17 protein-coding genes and 1 pseudogene are annotated in these 15,527 nt (G+C 59.3%); 13 read left to right on the forward strand and 5 right to left on the reverse strand.

Going from position 1 to position 15,527, the window contains the following annotated elements; translation table 11 throughout:
* The 3 genes and pseudogenes from ASD02_RS39515 to ASD02_RS05620 all read left to right on the forward strand — a co-directional run.
* On the forward strand, positions 1 to 440 hold a 440-nt coding region (locus tag ASD02_RS39515; RefSeq protein WP_244494177.1), incomplete at both ends, for a porin.
* Between the two features lies 1 nt (position 441).
* Positions 442 to 708 (forward strand): annotated as a pseudogene (locus ASD02_RS39520) (porin); the annotation flags it as partial.
* A gap of 279 nt (positions 709 to 987) precedes the next feature.
* Positions 988 to 1,920, forward strand: coding sequence for a site-specific integrase (locus tag ASD02_RS05620; RefSeq protein WP_082555454.1), 933 nt, complete (start codon positions 988 to 990; stop codon positions 1,918 to 1,920).
* 295 nt (positions 1,921 to 2,215) lie between these two features.
* Here the strand turns inward: ASD02_RS05620 and ASD02_RS05625 are convergent, their stop codons facing one another.
* Together ASD02_RS05625 and ASD02_RS05630 are read right to left on the reverse strand one after the other, a co-directional pair.
* Positions 2,216 to 2,494, reverse strand: coding sequence for a hypothetical protein (locus ASD02_RS05625; protein ID WP_057220281.1), 279 nt, complete (start codon positions 2,492 to 2,494; stop codon positions 2,216 to 2,218).
* A gap of 103 nt (positions 2,495 to 2,597) precedes the next feature.
* A complete protein-coding gene (locus ASD02_RS05630; RefSeq protein WP_057220282.1) occupies positions 2,598 to 3,701 on the reverse strand; it encodes a DUF475 domain-containing protein in 1,104 nt (367 codons plus the stop codon).
* A gap of 449 nt (positions 3,702 to 4,150) precedes the next feature.
* Between ASD02_RS05630 and ASD02_RS05635 the strand changes: the two genes are divergently transcribed.
* The 3 genes from ASD02_RS05635 to ASD02_RS05645 all read left to right on the forward strand — a co-directional run bounded on the left by ASD02_RS05635 (position 4,151) and on the right by ASD02_RS05645 (position 6,453).
* Positions 4,151 to 5,059: a DMT family transporter gene (locus tag ASD02_RS05635; protein ID WP_057220283.1), complete on the forward strand. Its 909-nt coding sequence runs from the start codon at positions 4,151 to 4,153 to the stop codon at positions 5,057 to 5,059.
* 91 nt (positions 5,060 to 5,150) lie between these two features.
* Positions 5,151 to 5,546, forward strand: coding sequence for a VOC family protein (locus ASD02_RS05640; RefSeq protein ID WP_057220284.1), 396 nt, complete (start codon positions 5,151 to 5,153; stop codon positions 5,544 to 5,546).
* 130 nt (positions 5,547 to 5,676) lie between these two features.
* Positions 5,677 to 6,453, forward strand: coding sequence for an ABC transporter substrate-binding protein (locus tag ASD02_RS05645; protein WP_057220285.1), 777 nt, complete (start codon positions 5,677 to 5,679; stop codon positions 6,451 to 6,453).
* A gap of 139 nt (positions 6,454 to 6,592) precedes the next feature.
* On the opposite strand, the gene ASD02_RS05650 is transcribed toward ASD02_RS05645, so the two are convergent.
* Both ASD02_RS05650 and ASD02_RS37965 read right to left on the reverse strand, forming a co-directional pair.
* The gene (locus ASD02_RS05650) at positions 6,593 to 7,051 is read right to left on the reverse strand and encodes a GNAT family N-acetyltransferase (protein ID WP_057220286.1); all 459 of its coding nucleotides are present in this window, start codon (positions 7,049 to 7,051) and stop codon (positions 6,593 to 6,595) included.
* 66 nt (positions 7,052 to 7,117) lie between these two features.
* Entirely contained in the window at positions 7,118 to 7,264 is a 147-nt protein-coding gene (locus ASD02_RS37965) for a hypothetical protein (protein ID WP_156408360.1), read from the reverse strand.
* A gap of 113 nt (positions 7,265 to 7,377) precedes the next feature.
* On the opposite strand from ASD02_RS37965, the gene ASD02_RS05655 reads away from it, so the two are divergent.
* The 7 genes from ASD02_RS05655 (at position 7,378) to ASD02_RS37970 (ending at position 14,738) form a co-directional block, all read left to right on the forward strand.
* A complete protein-coding gene (locus ASD02_RS05655) occupies positions 7,378 to 8,082 on the forward strand; it encodes an acyltransferase (protein WP_162255898.1) in 705 nt (234 codons plus the stop codon).
* Positions 8,083 to 8,297: 215 nt separating this feature from the next.
* Entirely contained in the window at positions 8,298 to 9,338 is a 1,041-nt protein-coding gene (locus ASD02_RS05660; RefSeq protein WP_057220287.1) for a Gfo/Idh/MocA family oxidoreductase, read from the forward strand.
* Between the two features lie 4 nt (positions 9,339 to 9,342).
* Positions 9,343 to 10,356 carry an NAD-dependent epimerase/dehydratase family protein gene (locus ASD02_RS05665; RefSeq protein ID WP_057220288.1) on the forward strand — a complete coding sequence of 338 codons (1,014 nt, stop codon included), beginning with the start codon at positions 9,343 to 9,345 and terminating at the stop codon, positions 10,354 to 10,356.
* Positions 10,353 to 11,501, forward strand: coding sequence for a DegT/DnrJ/EryC1/StrS family aminotransferase (locus ASD02_RS05670; protein ID WP_057220289.1), 1,149 nt, complete (start codon positions 10,353 to 10,355; stop codon positions 11,499 to 11,501). Before ASD02_RS05665 ends, ASD02_RS05670 begins: the two co-directional genes overlap by 4 nt.
* Positions 11,501 to 11,992 carry an acyltransferase gene (locus tag ASD02_RS05675; RefSeq protein ID WP_057220290.1) on the forward strand — a complete coding sequence of 164 codons (492 nt, stop codon included), beginning with the start codon at positions 11,501 to 11,503 and terminating at the stop codon, positions 11,990 to 11,992. Before ASD02_RS05670 ends, ASD02_RS05675 begins: the two co-directional genes overlap by 1 nt.
* A complete protein-coding gene (locus ASD02_RS05680) occupies positions 11,989 to 13,104 on the forward strand; it encodes a DegT/DnrJ/EryC1/StrS family aminotransferase (protein ID WP_057220291.1) in 1,116 nt (371 codons plus the stop codon). The genes ASD02_RS05675 and ASD02_RS05680 overlap by 4 nt, the downstream gene beginning before the upstream one ends.
* A 2-nt stretch (positions 13,105 to 13,106) precedes the next feature.
* Positions 13,107 to 14,738: a glycosyltransferase gene (locus ASD02_RS37970; protein ID WP_057220292.1), complete on the forward strand. Its 1,632-nt coding sequence runs from the start codon at positions 13,107 to 13,109 to the stop codon at positions 14,736 to 14,738.
* A gap of 189 nt (positions 14,739 to 14,927) precedes the next feature.
* Here the strand turns inward: ASD02_RS37970 and ASD02_RS05690 are convergent, their stop codons facing one another.
* Positions 14,928 to 15,131 carry a hypothetical protein gene (locus tag ASD02_RS05690; RefSeq protein WP_057220293.1) on the reverse strand — a complete coding sequence of 68 codons (204 nt, stop codon included), beginning with the start codon at positions 15,129 to 15,131 and terminating at the stop codon, positions 14,928 to 14,930.
* Positions 15,132 to 15,527 lie beyond the last annotated feature (396 nt).

Raw genomic sequence — 15,527 nt, forward strand, 5'->3', positions numbered from 1 at the left:
GCCGGTTTCTTCTACAACTGGTGGGATAAGGGCATCAACGGCGAAACCGACACGCTCGGCAACGTCACCGAGTTCAACTCGATTGCCTACCTCTATGATGGCGGCACCTTCCAGGCCGGTATCTCGATTGACGAGCTCGAAGGCTGGTCCACCAAGGCAAACGGCGTTGGCATCTCCGGTATCGTCTCGGCTTCGCTCGGCGGCGTTTCCTTCGACCTGCTCGGCGGCTACGACACCGAGTTCGAAGAAGGCGCGGTCCGCGGCTTGCTCTCGGCTGACCTCGGTCCGGGCGTCTTCCAGCTCGCTGGTATCTGGGCTTCGAACCCGAACGCTTACTGGGCTCAGTCTGAGTGGAGCGTTGCTGCTTCGTACCGCTTCAACGCAACCGACAAGCTGGCGATCACTCCTGGCGCTCAGTACTTCGGTAGCCTGCAGGATTCNTACTGGGCTCAGTCTGAGTGGAGCGTTGCTGCTTCGTACCGCTTCAACGCAACCGACAAGCTGGCGATCACTCCTGGCGCTCAGTACTTCGGTAGCCTGCAGGATTCGCTCACCAGCTTCGGCGGCGACGATGCATGGCGCGCTGGCGTAACGGTTGACTACAAGATCACCGAAGGCCTCGCTACCCGCGTATCGGTTCAGTACGAAGATGAAGACAACGGCGACGACCAGGTATTCGGCTTCGTCCGCCTGCAGCGCGACTTCTAATCTGANGGCCTCGCTACCCGCGTATCGGTTCAGTACGAAGATGAAGACAACGGCGACGACCAGGTATTCGGCTTCGTCCGCCTGCAGCGCGACTTCTAATCTGACTTAGTCAGGTTTGATATCAGGCCCGCAACTCACATTCGAGTTGCGGGCTGTTGCTGTTTAGCAACGTTTGCATCTCGTCTCGGCACAGGACGATGTCCAGACACCAAGCGCCGGCTTGAAAGCCGTCGGTTTATCGGTCTCACTCCGGCGTCAGTCGGCAAGGGGATCGGCGAGTTGGGGAAGGATGCTGAAAAACAAGCGGGCGACTTCGACTTCCCGAACCTAAGTAGCGGGTACGAAGTCCACTACAGTTTTAGCCCGCGGGGTCCGAGCGGGGTGGTTAAGGACACCACGCTCGCCGAACTGCTTCAGCGTTATGCCGACATTCTGTGGGAGGAAGGCAACCACAAATACAATGTGAAAGCCTTCATCGGAGAACTCGACGAGATATTGCTCGCTGCTCGCTTCTCTACTTTCTCACAAGACATGCTCGACAACCTGATCGGCGCTTTACGCAAACGTCGCAACAGCAACGCAACCATCAACCGGAAGATGGCGGCGCTAAGCAAGTTGCTGCGGAAAGCGTACAAAATGGGCGACATCTACAGCTTGCCGGAGTTCAAGCGCCAGAAAGAAAGAGCGGGCCGCCTCCGCTTTCTCGAACCGGACGAAGAAGAAGCGCTGTTTCGCGAAATCGGAAACCGCTCAGACCTCTATTTAAAACTATCCATATTCCTCGTCGATACCGGCGCACGTCTCGGCGAGACCATCGCTCTGAAATGGAATGACGTTCACCAGGGCCGGGTGACGTTTTGGGTAACCAAATCTGGTCGCAGTCGAACTGTACCCCTAACCGCCAGAGCCAAGCAGGCTCTTAATGCCCTGGTGGATCGATCTCCCGGTCCATTCGCGTCCATTGACCAGCAAAAGTATCGCGCCGTTTGGAATGACGCAAAAACAGCAGCCGGACTGGGGGACGAGGCCGATATCGTACCGCACGTCTTGCGCCATACTTGCGCGTCACGCTTGGTGAGAGGCGGTATCGATCTCAGACGCGTTCAGATGTGGCTGGGTCACCAGACCCTCGAGATGACGATGCGTTATGCTCACCTGGCATCCCACGATCTGGACATGTGTGTACCCGTCCTTGAACGCCATATTACATGAGCGAGTTCGCCCAGCCGTCCTAGTCTGGGGTTGACGATAACAGTCAGAACAGTCCTGATTCTGACCTAAAGTCTAGATTTCTAACCACCGGGTTCGGGCCAGTGGAGACCAAATTGCTGCATTTGCCCCGCCCTCTGCAACCCCGGCCAGCGCCGGGCGGGGCAAATGCTCCCAATGTTCACCACATACCCACCCGATGGCACAACAATCCAAATCCCGCGTAACGGCTCAGCGGTGGTCTCCCTTCAATCGCTGAGCGCTCGGCACGGCGGAGGCTTTCGGCGTCGACTGTAAACTAGTCAGTGCGTTTTTTGCCATACACTAGGAAGTCCCTGATCCGCTGCCGCAGGATGCGGCCCCATGGCACCTCCGCATCGATCACTCGATAGCCGGCCTGTGTCAGCGAAAAGCGGACGCTGCCGTCGATCTCGCGTCTTGTGATGTATTGCATATTCAAGGCGCGAAAGACGGCGGCATGAAGCTCTTGCGGCCAATCGATATCATCGGCCGGCACCCGATGGGCGCCCGCCCGGTAAACCTCTTCCAAGACCCGCTTCAGATCGCCTGAAATCATCAACCGGTTATCCAGGGAACTTGCCGACCCGGCCCTTCCATGCAAGAGGCCCCGGTGCACGTGCACCGGGGCCCAGTTTAAGAGCAGCTATGGTCGAAGCCGTTTATGCCTCGACGCGTCCTTGGCCGTGGCTTGTTTCACCACCCAACTCAGCCTCACGCTCCCGCTTGTTGTAGCGGATCGAGGACCAGAGCGAGATACCGATCAAGGCAGCGCCGCCGAGGCCGGTGATCACCTCAGGGATGTGCACCAGCGTCTGGAAGTACATCACCACCGAGAGGATCAGGATCGCGTAGAATGCGCCATGTTCCAGAAAGCGGTACTCGTTGAGCGTGCCCCTCTCCACCAGCATGATCGTCATCGAGCGCACATACATCGCGCCGATGCCAAGGCCGATGGCAATGACGAAGAGGTTCTGCGTCAAGGCGAAGGCGCCGATAACGCCGTCGAACGAGAAGCTCGCATCAAGCACTTCGAGGTAAAGGAAGGCACCGAAGCCACCCTTTGCCGCTGCACTCATCGTCTGCTGCGACGCGTCGAGCAGGCCGCCGACGACCTCGACGACGAGGAAGGTCAAGAGGCCGTAGATGCCTGAATACACGAAGGTATGCGCCTCTGCCGGATCGAGCAGGGTTGAGAAGCCAAGGATCAGCGCCAGCACGAAGGCAATTTCGATGCCCTTGATCGTGGCGAAACGCGCCATCTTGCTTTCGACCCAGGCGATCCAATGCACATCCTTCTCATGATCGAAGAAGTAGGTGAGGCCCACCATCATCAGGAAAGTTCCGCCGAAAGCTGCGATCGGCAAATGCGCATCATTCATGATGCGGGCATATTCTTCGGGCTTGCTTGCCGCCAGAACGATCGCATCGATCGGGCCGATACTCGCCGCGATGACGACGATGAGTAGCGGAAAGACAATACGCATGCCGAAGACGGCGATGATGATACCCCAGGTCAGGAAGCGGTGCTGCCATTCCGGGGTCATGTCCTTCAGCTTGTTGGCATTGACGATCGCGTTGTCGAAGGACAGCGAGATTTCGAGAACAGCCAACACGGTGCAGATGAAGAATACCGCGGCCATGCCGCCGATCGTGCCGGTCGACTGCCAGCCGAGCCAGGCGCCGAGCACCAGGCCGATCGCGGTGACGATGAATGCCCATTTGAAATAGCCAATGGTGCTCGTGTGCGTTTGAGGCTGCGTCATCGACGGACCTCCTTCGCGCGCACGACACCCGGTTCGGAGAAGAAGTGGGGTTTGGAAACAAAAACACGCACGGCCGAAAGGGCACATGCGTTAGGCATGAGATCAGTTTTCATGGTAGCTAATCCGCCGGCTTATTTGCTGGCGGTACCGACATCACGAGAGCGCCGTAAAAACTCTCGCCAGAGGGGCCCGGCACCAGTGTTCATCCCGCGGTCCGATGTCTGGACGGCAGGATCACCCCTTAAGTAGCAGCGCCGCGCGTTACGTCAAGGGGCAACGCCATCTCTCACAGAGTGAACTGGTGTTCCAGGATTGAAATCATTCCAAGCAGATTGACGGACGGTCCGGCCGGAATCATTCGTAAAACTTATCGTCCCATTCGAACAGCACGATGGATCGGCGTGCCGGAATGTGTCAAAGGCACGCGAACACGTTTGAAAGCCGCTCCCATGACTATAATAGCCGCCTCCGCAACTGCGCCGAATGCCGCTCGGACCGGTGTCATCATCATGCTTCTCGGCATGTTGATGTTCTCGCTCAACGACGTCATGGGCAAATGGCTGGTGGCGACCTATTCCGTCAGCCAGTTGATGGTCATTCGCAGCATTGCAGCCCTGCTCGTGCTTTCGCCGTTCATCCTGAAACGCGGGCTGCGTTCGATGTTGAAGGTCGAGCGGCCGTGGCTCCAGGCGCTGCGCTCGCTGCTTTTTGCCGTCGACGCATCGGCCTTCTATTTCGCCGTCGCCTACATGCCGCTCGCCGACACCATGACCTATTGGCTGGCAGCGCCAATCTATGTTGCCGCGGCCTCGCCGTTCCTGCTCGGCGAGAAGGTCGGCTGGAGGCGATGGACAGCGATCCTCGTCGGCTTTGCCGGCGTCGTAATCGCGCTCGAACCGTCAAAAGACACCTTCAGTCTGCCGGCGCTGATCGCCCTTGTCGGCAGCGCCGCCTTCGCCTTCGCGCTGATGCTCGGCCGAACGCTGCGCTCGACCCCGGATACGACACTGGTCTTCTGGCAGGTGATCGGCGCGCTGGTCTTTTCCCTGGTCGGCGTTGCCGCCAACCCAGCCGGTTGGGCGCCCGTCGATGGCGAGGCGATCCTTCAGCTCGGCATGCTGGGCATCGTGGCGATGCTCGCGCACATTCTGGTCAACCGTGCGCTGAAACTCGCGGATGCGGCAACGGTGGTGCCACTACAATACACGCTGCTGCTTTGGGCCGTCGTCTTCGGCTGGTGGTTCTTCGGCGACACGCCACGTCCGACCGTCATCATCGGCGCCGGGCTGATCGTCGCCTCGGGTCTCTTCATCTTCTTCCGCGAACAGCAGTTGAAGAAGCGTGGCCGAACCATCTAGCCATTGGACGATCGGAACTTCTGGACGAAGGGTTCCATCCTTCTTCGTCCTCTGCTACCTCGCACGCGTCTCAAAGCTGAAGGAGGCTCACTTGGCCAAAGCAATCCATTCGATGATCCGGGTGCTCGACGAGCAGAAGTCCCTGGATTTCTACAGAGTGGCATTCGGGCTTTCCGTAGCCGAGCGGCTCGATTTCGAAACCTTCACGCTTGTTTATCTCAGCAATGAAGAGAGCCAGTTCGAGCTCGAGCTGACAATCAACAAGGATCGAACCGAGCCCTATGCGCTCGGCGATGGCTACGGTCACCTCGCTTTGTCGGTGAGCGATCTCGACAGCGAGCACAAGCGATTGACCGATGCGGGGCTTGGTCCGAACAAGATCGTCGAGTTCAATCGAGACGGCGCACTTCTGGCGCGGTTCTTCTTCATCATCGATCCGGATGGCTACAAGATCGAGGTCCTGCAGCGCCACGGCCGGTACAAGTGATCGTCCGATGGCGGTCATGATCAATCGAAACAATACCGATTATCGCGCCTATCTATTTCGCTTATAGGCGGACCGGACTTAGTGTTCTCCCGGAAGCATCAAGAATGATGCGCTAACAAGGGGAACACGGATGAAGAAACAGATTGCAGCAATGATGCTGGCTGTCATGGCGACGGCAACGGCGGCGACAGCCGCTGACAAGATCAAGATCGGCACCGAAGGCGCCTATCCGCCCTTCAACTTCGTCGATTCCGCCGGCAAGATCGGGGGCTTCGATGTCGATATCGGGCTGGCGCTTTGCGAGCGCATGAAGGCCGACTGCGAGGTTGTCGCGCAGGATTGGGACGGCATTATCCCCGGTCTACTCGCCAAGAAATACGACCTCATCATCGCGTCGATGTTCATCACCGATGAACGCAAGAAGCAGGTCGCCTTCACCAACCCCTACTATCTTGCTGCCATGACGCATGTGGCGCCGAAGGGCGCCGGCATCACCACATTTACCAATGAAGCCCTTAAGGGCAAGGTGATCGGCGCCCAATCGGGCACCACGCAGGCCGATTTTATCGCCGCCACGTATCCGGACGCCGAGATCAAGCTCTATCCGACCCAGGATGAAGCCAATCTCGACATGGTCAACGGCCGTCTCGACCTGCAGGTCGGCGACATGCTGCCGCTTCTTGATTGGGTGACGAAGAACGACGACGGCAAGGCTTGCTGCGAAATCATCGGTGAACCGATCACCGACAAGAAGTTCGTCGGCGACGGCGTCGGCATCGCGGTGCGTCAGGACGACAACGACCTGCGTGAAAAGCTCAACAAGGCGCTCGACGAAATCCGCGCCGACGGCACCTACAAGAAGATCAACGACAAGTACTTCACCATCGATGTCTATACGATGAAGTAGGCCAAACGTGATTTCACCGGCCGCCGCCAGGGCGGTCGGTGCTAGCTGCGCAAAAGCGAGCCGTGGTTTTGCGACAACGACATGCGCAAAAGCAAAAGCTTAAGACACTGTAAGCAATTCTGAAATATCGCGACGGGCTTTAGGCTTCGGGACACCAGACCAACAGGCAAAACTCGTCGTCATCCTGCTGCGCGGCCTCGACGAAGTCGCATCGTTGGAAACAGGCTAGGCTTGCCGCATTGTCGATCTCGATGTGGGCATGAAGCTCGGCGAAAGCGCGCGCTGGTCCACTCAAGAACGCAAGCAGGCTGCGTTTACCGTAGCCCTTCCCTCTTAAATCCGGCCGCACGGCCAACTCGATGTGGCCGACGCCATCCTCATCGCGGTCCACCTGGATTTCGGCAAGCATTTCTCCTCCAGGCTCGGCCGCAACCCAGCACTGCGCGTTGTCGCTCTCTTTTACATGCGCGAACCAGTCATCGGTCGGGTAGGAGAGGAAACGGCTGGTCTCAGCGTCCGCGAACCAGGAGCGATAGGTTCCGAGGTCCGCACGCGCGAACCGCCGAAAGATGATCTCCGGCGCCGGTTCATCTGTCATTCTGCTGCTGCTCCTTTTCCGGTTGATACCGGCCGAGCGCCTGCTGGAGCGCGGCCGGCCCTGTCGTCACTCGGCCGTAGCTTGCTGCTGGCGTTCGACGATGGCCAGGAAATCCGGATCCGCGCGAGCGCTTTCAGGGCCCAAATACCCCTCGAGCCACTCGGCTTCGCCATCCCAACCGCCGTCGACCAGTTGGCGTCGATGCGACGACACCGTCAATACCCGAGAGTTTTCGTGAGATGTCCTGTCAAATGAGTTGGCAGAACGCTCACATGCGATATCAATGCTGTCTGCCGACTCCAACAAGAAATGCCGCGAAAGCCACGATGCCGAACCAAGTTCTCGACGACCTTGCCGCCTTGCTCAACAGGCCAGTGGACGACCTTCTCCGCTCAATCCCCCAATTGGGAGACGATGCCTCCCGCGCTCTGCTCGAACAACTGCTGCCGCTCATGGCGACACCGTCAAGACCACCAGGTCCATCCAGTGTGGATGTCTTCAGCAGCGACGACGCGCGACTTCGCGCGCAGATTCTGACTTACCACGCGACGGAACTGATGACGGATCGCGAACGCGCGCAGTTTCTCGGGTTGCCCAATGGTTGCAGGATCCGCGAACGTGCGAAAATCCTGGCTCCTGAAAAACTCGAATGCGGGGAAGATGTCTGGATCGGGGAAGGCGCCGTACTCGATGCCCAAGGCGGTCTGGAGATAGGAGACAATACCCAAATCGGGCTCGGCGTCATGGTCTGGAGCCATACCAGCCATCGACAGGCCACCAGCGGTGAAACGGGATCATCCCGCGACAAGATTGCCTATCGGCGTACGAGCATCGGCAGTAACTGCTTCATAGCCGGACCCTCCGTCATAGCACCGGGCGTAACGATAGGAGACAGGGTGATTATTTCCCCCCTCACCTTCGTCGACCGAGATGTCGCCAATGATGAAGTTCTGAGTGGCCCGCGGTCTTTGAAGAAACTGGAAGAACGCGTTGCCGCCCTGGAGGCACAACTGGCAAGCCAAAAGAGCTAAGCGCCCGACAGGCGATACACGCTCCAGGCCTACGCGCTGGTCTTGCCCGTCAGCGCGAAGGCAGGGCGTCCCGAACTACGCTCCGGATCCTGTGCATCGGCAGTTTCCACCTTGCCCACCAGCATGGCAAGGCATCGCATCGGCCCTACCCACGTCAGGCCCAAGCAAGCTTTCCTCGCAATATGAACCTACGCGGTTGCTTGAGAGGAATCAGCATGATCAGGGTCGCACTTTGCGGGATGGGGTATTGGGGGCGGAATCTTTTTCGGGTGCTATCGAGCAACCCGGGCATTGAACTCGCTGCCGTCGTCGATCCGAAACCGGAACTCGCAGACAAGCTTCGCCAATCGCACCCGCAGATCGTCGTTCACGCCGATGCCAGCGCCGTCATGGCAGATCCGACGATCGATGCCGTCGTCATCGCGACGCCGGTATCGTCGCACTACGATCTGGCGCGCGCGGCCCTTGAGGCCCGCAAGCACGTCATGGTCGAAAAGCCGATGTGCGCGTCCAGCGCCGAGGCGAGCGACCTTGTCGCACGCGCCGAGGCTTACGGGCTGACCCTGATGGTCGACCACACCTTCCTCTTCCATCCGGCGGTCCTTAAATTGGCGGACCTCGTGCACTCAGGCGCGCTCGGCCACGTTTCCTATTTCGATTCCCAGCGCATCAATCTCGGGCTCTTCCAGCCCGATGTGAACGTCCTCTGGGACCTCGCGCCGCACGATCTGTCGATCCTCGACTTCCTCTTCGGTATCGAGCCGGTTGACGTTGAGGCAACAGGTTACTGCCACGTCAATCAGGGTTCACCTGACATCAGCTACCTCACGCTGCATTATCCCAATTCGATGGTTGCCCATCTCAATCTGAGCTGGATGTCGCCGGTCAAGCTTCGCCGCGTGGCGATCGGTGGCAGCGAGCAGATGGTCGTCTGGGACGATCTCAACCGTGACGAGCCGCTGAAGATCTACGATTCCGGCATCACTTTCCATTCGAAGCAGGAACGGGATCTCATCCTGCCGAACTACCGGATTGGATCCGTGTCTTCACCGCGGCTAGCCACATCCGAGCCGCTCGTCGATGTCATCGAACACTTCCGGCAATCCATCACCAAACAAGTCACCTGCAAGACAGACGGGCGCCTTGGCCTGCGCGTCGTGCGCACCCTGGAGCGCGCGCAAGCCGCACTTGACCTTAGCCTTCGGCGCGTCCGTGGGTTCATGCCCGTCTCCATCAACGCTGTAGCCGCGGAATAAGCCAATGCAGAACACATCATCGTCCGAGACCGTCAACGCGCTCAAAGGCAAGCGCATCCTGGTAACGGGAGGAGCCGGCTTCGTCGGCTCGCACATCGTCGATCAGCTGATGCAGCAAGACGTCGCAAAGGTTGTCGTCATCGACAACATGGTGCGCGGCAGGCTCGCCAATTTGGCAGCGGTCGCCCACCCCGATCGCCTCGAAGTCATCAATGCTGATATTCGCGACCGTGAGCTGCTCGACGGCTTGATCGGCAACAGCGATGTCGTCTTCCATCAGGCAGCACTTCGCATCACCCATTGCGCGGCCGAGCCACGTCACGCTTTCGAAGTGATGGGGCAATCGACATTCGATCTGATCGAGTCCTGCGTGAAGCACCGCGTCGAAAAGCTCATCGCCGCCTCTTCGGCCTCGATCTACGGGCTTGCCCCGGAGTTCCCAACGACCGAAGCCGCAGCGCCCTATTCCGACCGGACGCTCTATGGTGGACTTAAGCTTCTTAACGAAAGCCTGCTTCGTTCGTTCAACGACATGTTCGGCCTCAACTACTGCGCCCTGCGTTACTTCAACGTCTACGGTACGCGCATGGATATCCACGGTCGCTACACCGAAGTGCTTATCCGCTGGATGGAGCGCATCGCTGCCGGACAGGCGCCAATCATCTTCGGCGACGGCCTGCAGACGATGGACTTCATCGATGTCCGCGACGTTGCACGCGCCAATATCGCAGCGGCGCTCTCCCCGGCATCCGACCAGGTCTATAACGTTGCCTCGGGCGAAGAAGTGTCGCTCAAGCAACTCGCCGATGCGCTGCTGAAGACGATGGGACGGCCAGACCTGTCGATCGAATACATGCCGGCTCGAAGCGTCAATCCGGTCGAGCGACGCCTTGCCGACCCGAGCAAGGCAAAGGAGCAGCTCAGCTTCGAAGCGACGATCAGCCTCGAGCAGGGACTTTCCGACCTTGTCGAGTGGTGGCAGCAGGAACGCGCACTCTCGATGGAGGCAGCGCAATGATCCCACTGATGCGTCCTCTTGTCGGCCAGGCTGAAGCTGACGCTGTTGCCGCGGTCATTGCCTCCGGATGGCTGACGCAGGGCCCCCAGGTTCTTGCTTTCGAAAACGAGTTTGCAGCCATGACAGGCGCTGCACATGCTTGTGCGGTGTCGAACTGCACGACTGCCCTGCATCTGGCGCTGCTGGCCGTTGGCGTCGGTCCGGGCGACGAAGTCATCACCGTCAGCCACAGCTTCATCGCCACGGCCAACTCCATTCACATGTGCGGTGCAACGCCAGTGTTTGCCGATATCGGTCCTGATGGTTTCAACATCGATCCGAACGCAATCGCAGCCCTCATCACGCCGCGCACGAAGGCAGTGCTATGCGTCGACCAGATCGGCATGCCCTGCGACCTTCCGGCGATATGTGAAGTTGCCCGCGCCCATGGCCTGCGGGTGGTTGAGGACGCGGCTTGTGCGAGCGGGGCGGAAATCCAGGCCAACGGCACCTGGACCAAGCTCGGCGGCACGTTCTCCGATGTCGTCTGCTTCTCGTTCCATCCCCGCAAGATCCTGACCACGGGGGAAGGCGGCATGATAACGACGAATGATCCCGAAATCGACGCACGCTGCCGCCTGCTTCGCCAACACGGCATGAGCGTTTCGGATCTTGCCCGTCATAAGTCCAACCGCGTCGTGACCGAAACCTACGACGAATCCGGCTTCAACTACCGCATGACCGACATGCAGGCGGCCGTCGGGCGCGAACAATTGAAGCGGCTGGACAGTATTGTTGCCGAGCGCCGTGCCTTGGCGCGACGCTATGCGGAGCAATTCAGTGAAATCGTCGACGTCACTGTACCGGCCGAACCCGGTTGGGCGCGCTCGAACTGGCAGAGCTACTGTGTTGGCCTGCCTGAGACGGCGGATCGCGACGGCGTCATGCAATCCATGCTGGACAAGGGCATAGCGACCCGCCGAGCGATCATGTCGAGCCATCTCGAAAAGCCTTGGCAAAACGCTCGCCACGGCGGGTTGGAGCGATCGGAGAAGGTGAGCCGCACCCATCTGATCCTTCCGTTGTTCAACGGCATGACGGAAACCGAGCAAGACATCGTGGTCGACGGTCTAAAGACGTCGCTCTCCGCGCAAGGATTGAATTGATGCCGGTCGCCGACACTGTTGTCCTGGGTGAAAACGTCGTCATCTACCATCCGGATCTCGCCAATCTCTATGGCTGCAAGATCGGAGATGGCACACGTGTCGGCACTTTCGTCGAGATTCAAGCCGACGTCGAGATCGGTGCAAACTGCAAGATCCAGTCGCATTGCTTCATCTGTTCAGGTGTCACCATCGAAGACGGCGTCTTCATCGGTCACGGCGTGATGTTCACCAACGACCGCTACCCGCGCGCGATCAATGACGACGGCAGCCTGCAATCGGCAGCCGATTGGACCTGCCTGCCGACGCGCGTTTCCAAAGGCGCCTCGATCGGCAGCAACGCAACGATCCTGCCGGACCTGGTCATAGGTCAATACGCCTTGGTGGCCGCTGGTGCCGTCGTCACCCGCAGCGTCCCGGACCACGCAATCGTCGCCGGCAACCCCGCCCGCATCGTCGGCTCAACTTCCCCTTCGCAACGGACACCCGCATGAACGCGCACGCCTCAGTACCTTTCGTCGATCTGTCGATCCAGTGGAACCAGATCCGTGCCGACGTCATGCCCGACGTCGAACGGCTGTTTGAGGCAAACGCCTTTTGTCTGGGGCCATGGGCCACCGAGTTCGAAAAAAGCATCGCCGACTATCTGGGTGCGCGACATGCCGTGGCTGTCAGCAGCGGCAGCGCCGCTCTGCACCTGGCGGTCATCGCCGCCGGAATTCGTCGTGGCGACAAGGTGCTCGTGCCTGCCCATACGTTCATCGGCACAGTATGGGGCCTTCTTTATGAAGGTGCTATCCCGATCTTCTGCGACGTGGAAGCGGCCACCGGCACCATTGATCTTGCCGATGCCGAACGCCGGCTCGACGACGGCGTCAAAGCCATCATCCCGGTGCATCTCTACGGGCAGCCTGCCGACATGACAGCGACGATGGCGTGTGCTCGCCGGCACAATCTGACCGTCATCGAGGATGTCGCCCAGGCGATCGGTGCGCGCCATGGCGGCCGCAGCCTCGGGACGATCGGCGATCTCGGTTGCTTCAGCTTTTATCCCGGCAAGAACCTCGGCGGCGCCGGTGAAGGTGGTCTCATCGTCACCAATGACGACGAGCATGCCAAGGCGCTGCGGGCGCTCAGAGACCATGGTCAATCGCAGCGGTATCTGCATGAACGGATTGGCTACAACTACCGCATGGACGGCCTCCAAGCGCTTGTTCTTGGCCACAAGCTCGGTCACCTCGACGCCTGGACGGATCAACGGCGCGCAATCGCAGCGCGTTACAAGGACACTCTTGCGGCAACACCGTTGATGCTGCCGGAGATCGTGCATGGCGATCACGTCTATCACCTCTACGTGGTGCGCACCGAACGTCGCGACGCGTTGAAGGCTTACCTCGATGGGCACGGCATCCAGACGGGTCTGCACTACCCCATCCCGCTGCATCGGCAGCCGTGCCTGCTCGAAATCGCTGCGGGGCAATCGAACTTCCCTGTCGCTGAAGAATTCGCATCCCAGGGTCTGTCGCTGCCGATGTTCGCCGGTATGCGCGCCGACCAGCAGCAACGCGTCATTGACGCCGTCCTTGCATTTTTCGACGGAGAGTAGCCATGGCTGAGACAGCACCGCGCCGCAAGGTTCTCTGCGTACGACCGCGACCGAACCCGAACACCGCGCCTATGCTTGCAAATGTCGTCGATGAATGGGTGCATACGCTAGCGATGCATTGTGATGTCAGCGTCATCGAACAGGACTTCGATCTTGCCGAGGTCTACGAGCAGCTGAAACCCGATTTCCTGATCTTCGATTCCGTGCATTGGGGCCGACCGCACCGGTTGAATATCGCCAACGCACAAGCACACCCGCATGTGCCGCGTGCGCTCTATCTCAACTGCGACCCGCACGACCCGATGCGACCGCTGATACTACAGATGCTCGACAACTACGGCATCGACACGGTTTTCTGTACCGGCAACGAACAAATCCAGCATATGCCGGAACTGCTGCGGATCGCCTCTTTCATACTGCCAAAATTCATAGATCCAACCGTCTTCCAGGACTACAAACTCGACAAGATAATCCCGGTCACGGTCTTCAGCGGGCATCTTTTCCCGAGTTTCTATCCTTGGCGAGCGCAGGTGACGGAAGAGATCCAACGCCTCTTCCCAACCTTGGTGTATACGCATCCCGGCTACGACAAGAACCATCAAGCCCCCTTCGAGGTTCGTGACGAGAAATACTCTCAGCTGATTTCGCAGAGCTATTTCTCCATCGCCGACACGACACGGATGGACTACGTCGTTCGCAAGCATCTGGAGATTCCCGCATCCGGCGCCATTCTCGTCGCGCCGGAATCGGAGCCCTTGAAGGAATATGGCTTCGTCGATCTTGAGAATTGCGTGCTCGGCTCCGGCCGCGAACTTTATATCAAGATCAATGCTATCTCCCGCAGCCCCGACCTCTATTCCTACATCTGCAAGCAAGGGCACGACCTCGTCCATAGCCGCTACACCCGGCAACACTGGACGCACATGCTTGACTGGTTCGAATGCCGCATCCGGCTGCAGCCCGGCGAAATCGTGCAGCAGCAGGCCAAATTCGGATCGTTCGAAAATGTCAAAGCGGCTTCCGGCGCGCCGTGGATTGCCGACGCTGTCATATTCGACAGCCCGATGTCGGCCGTGCTGCGGTCGGCGCGCGACACGATCCTCTCGGGAGAAGACCTTGCATCAGCCAAGGCAGCTCTCAACGACCTGACCACCTGGATCGGCCATGTTGCCGAGCCCTGGCTCCTGCTGGGTGTCATCTCGCTTATCGAGGGGGACCTGAACCAGGCGGCCCTTTGGCTCAGCCGCAGAGGCAATGCCCAGGGCCAATCGGACCCGGAACTCGGCCGCCTCGATCCGGTCGAAATCGCCTGGCTGCTGATGCTGGCCGAACTGCTCGAAGACGAGGGCCTTCGCGACCTGATGCTGGAGCGTGCGCTTGACGCTCCCCACCTCAGCATCCGGCGCATGCAATGGCTATGGCGTGACGATGCAGATGAACAGGTTGGCGAAACGACCGGTGTGGACGGGTTCGAACCTGGGGACTGCCTGTCGATCCATTGGCTCGGCCAGGAAACTCTCGCAACTTGGATTGCCCTTGCCGAGCGCGTACTGGCTGCCAATGGCAGGGCAGATCGCATTCGCTACGGTGCTGTTCTTGACGGCCGGTCCAAGATCATGCTCGGGACAAGTTAAATTGAGGCGAAGGGCGGCCATTGATAGCAACGGACTCATCGCGATCACGGCCCCGATCGAGGCTGGCCTCCGCTTGTCTTTCGATCCCTTGATGAACACTTCGCGTTCGGCAACCTCGACGCGCTGGGCGAAGGCGCGCAGGGGATCGCGGCGGTAGTCGCCGCCGTCGATGCGCATCCGCTTGCGGGTTCAGTGGCGGCGATTCTCTGCACCATCTGCGTGGAACGCATGCTGCCGGACATATTGGTCCGGCACGCAGCGTTCATCAACGAACGCAGAAGAGAAGACGAGGAGCGAGAGCGCCGCCATCGAGACGCCGAAGCCCGGCGCCGACGTGAGGAGGCGTTCAATAGTCGCGAGAAACGCCGCATGGAGTTTGTGGATGCGGTTCATGAGCACCGACCCATCGGGACAAGTTGACCGCGGCGCTGACTCATCTCGAAAGTACGACGTCCGAGGATGCGGCGAGAGTAAGCGCAATGGCGACGTGGATCCGGCAGCGCCTGAAGCAGATTGACGCCCTTGTCAGACCCCAATTCCTTGATATTTCAGCGAGATCATCCAAGGTTAATTTCGCTGTGCCCGACCCTGAAACGGAAACCGATAGCGGCAGTGGCTAATTTGGTTCTTCGCCTCCCATCGACCTTCATCTTTGGTCGATCGATAACGAAATGGAGTTGGCCACAGCGTGCGCGCCACTGGAATGGGCTTACGCCGCAGGGTTGTTGGTTGAGAAAGATCAGGCGGATAGGCGAATTATTACGCATGTGAGATGCGTGATAATCAGAA

The organism is Ensifer sp. Root1252, assembly GCF_001425885.1.
Lineage (GTDB): Bacteria > Pseudomonadota > Alphaproteobacteria > Rhizobiales > Rhizobiaceae > Ensifer > Ensifer canadensis.

Coding starts and splice junctions, on each gene's coding strand:
- ASD02_RS37970 (WP_057220292.1), top strand. CDS start 13,107: ATGGCTGAGACAGCACCGCGCCGCAAGGTTCTCTGCGTACGACCGCGA.
- ASD02_RS05675 (WP_057220290.1), top strand. CDS start 11,501: ATGCCGGTCGCCGACACTGTTGTCCTGGGTGAAAACGTCGTCATCTAC.
- ASD02_RS05645 (WP_057220285.1), top strand. CDS start 5,677: ATGAAGAAACAGATTGCAGCAATGATGCTGGCTGTCATGGCGACGGCA.
- ASD02_RS05660 (WP_057220287.1), top strand. CDS start 8,298: ATGATCAGGGTCGCACTTTGCGGGATGGGGTATTGGGGGCGGAATCTT.
- ASD02_RS05635 (WP_057220283.1), top strand. CDS start 4,151: ATGACTATAATAGCCGCCTCCGCAACTGCGCCGAATGCCGCTCGGACC.
- ASD02_RS05630 (WP_057220282.1), bottom strand. CDS start 3,701: ATGACGCAGCCTCAAACGCACACGAGCACCATTGGCTATTTCAAATGG.
- ASD02_RS05650 (WP_057220286.1), bottom strand. CDS start 7,051: ATGACAGATGAACCGGCGCCGGAGATCATCTTTCGGCGGTTCGCGCGT.
- ASD02_RS05655 (WP_162255898.1), top strand. CDS start 7,378: ATGCCGAACCAAGTTCTCGACGACCTTGCCGCCTTGCTCAACAGGCCA.
- ASD02_RS05670 (WP_057220289.1), top strand. CDS start 10,353: ATGATCCCACTGATGCGTCCTCTTGTCGGCCAGGCTGAAGCTGACGCT.
- ASD02_RS05690 (WP_057220293.1), bottom strand. CDS start 15,131: ATGAACCGCATCCACAAACTCCATGCGGCGTTTCTCGCGACTATTGAA.
- ASD02_RS05625 (WP_057220281.1), bottom strand. CDS start 2,494: ATGATTTCAGGCGATCTGAAGCGGGTCTTGGAAGAGGTTTACCGGGCG.
- ASD02_RS05665 (WP_057220288.1), top strand. CDS start 9,343: ATGCAGAACACATCATCGTCCGAGACCGTCAACGCGCTCAAAGGCAAG.
- ASD02_RS05680 (WP_057220291.1), top strand. CDS start 11,989: ATGAACGCGCACGCCTCAGTACCTTTCGTCGATCTGTCGATCCAGTGG.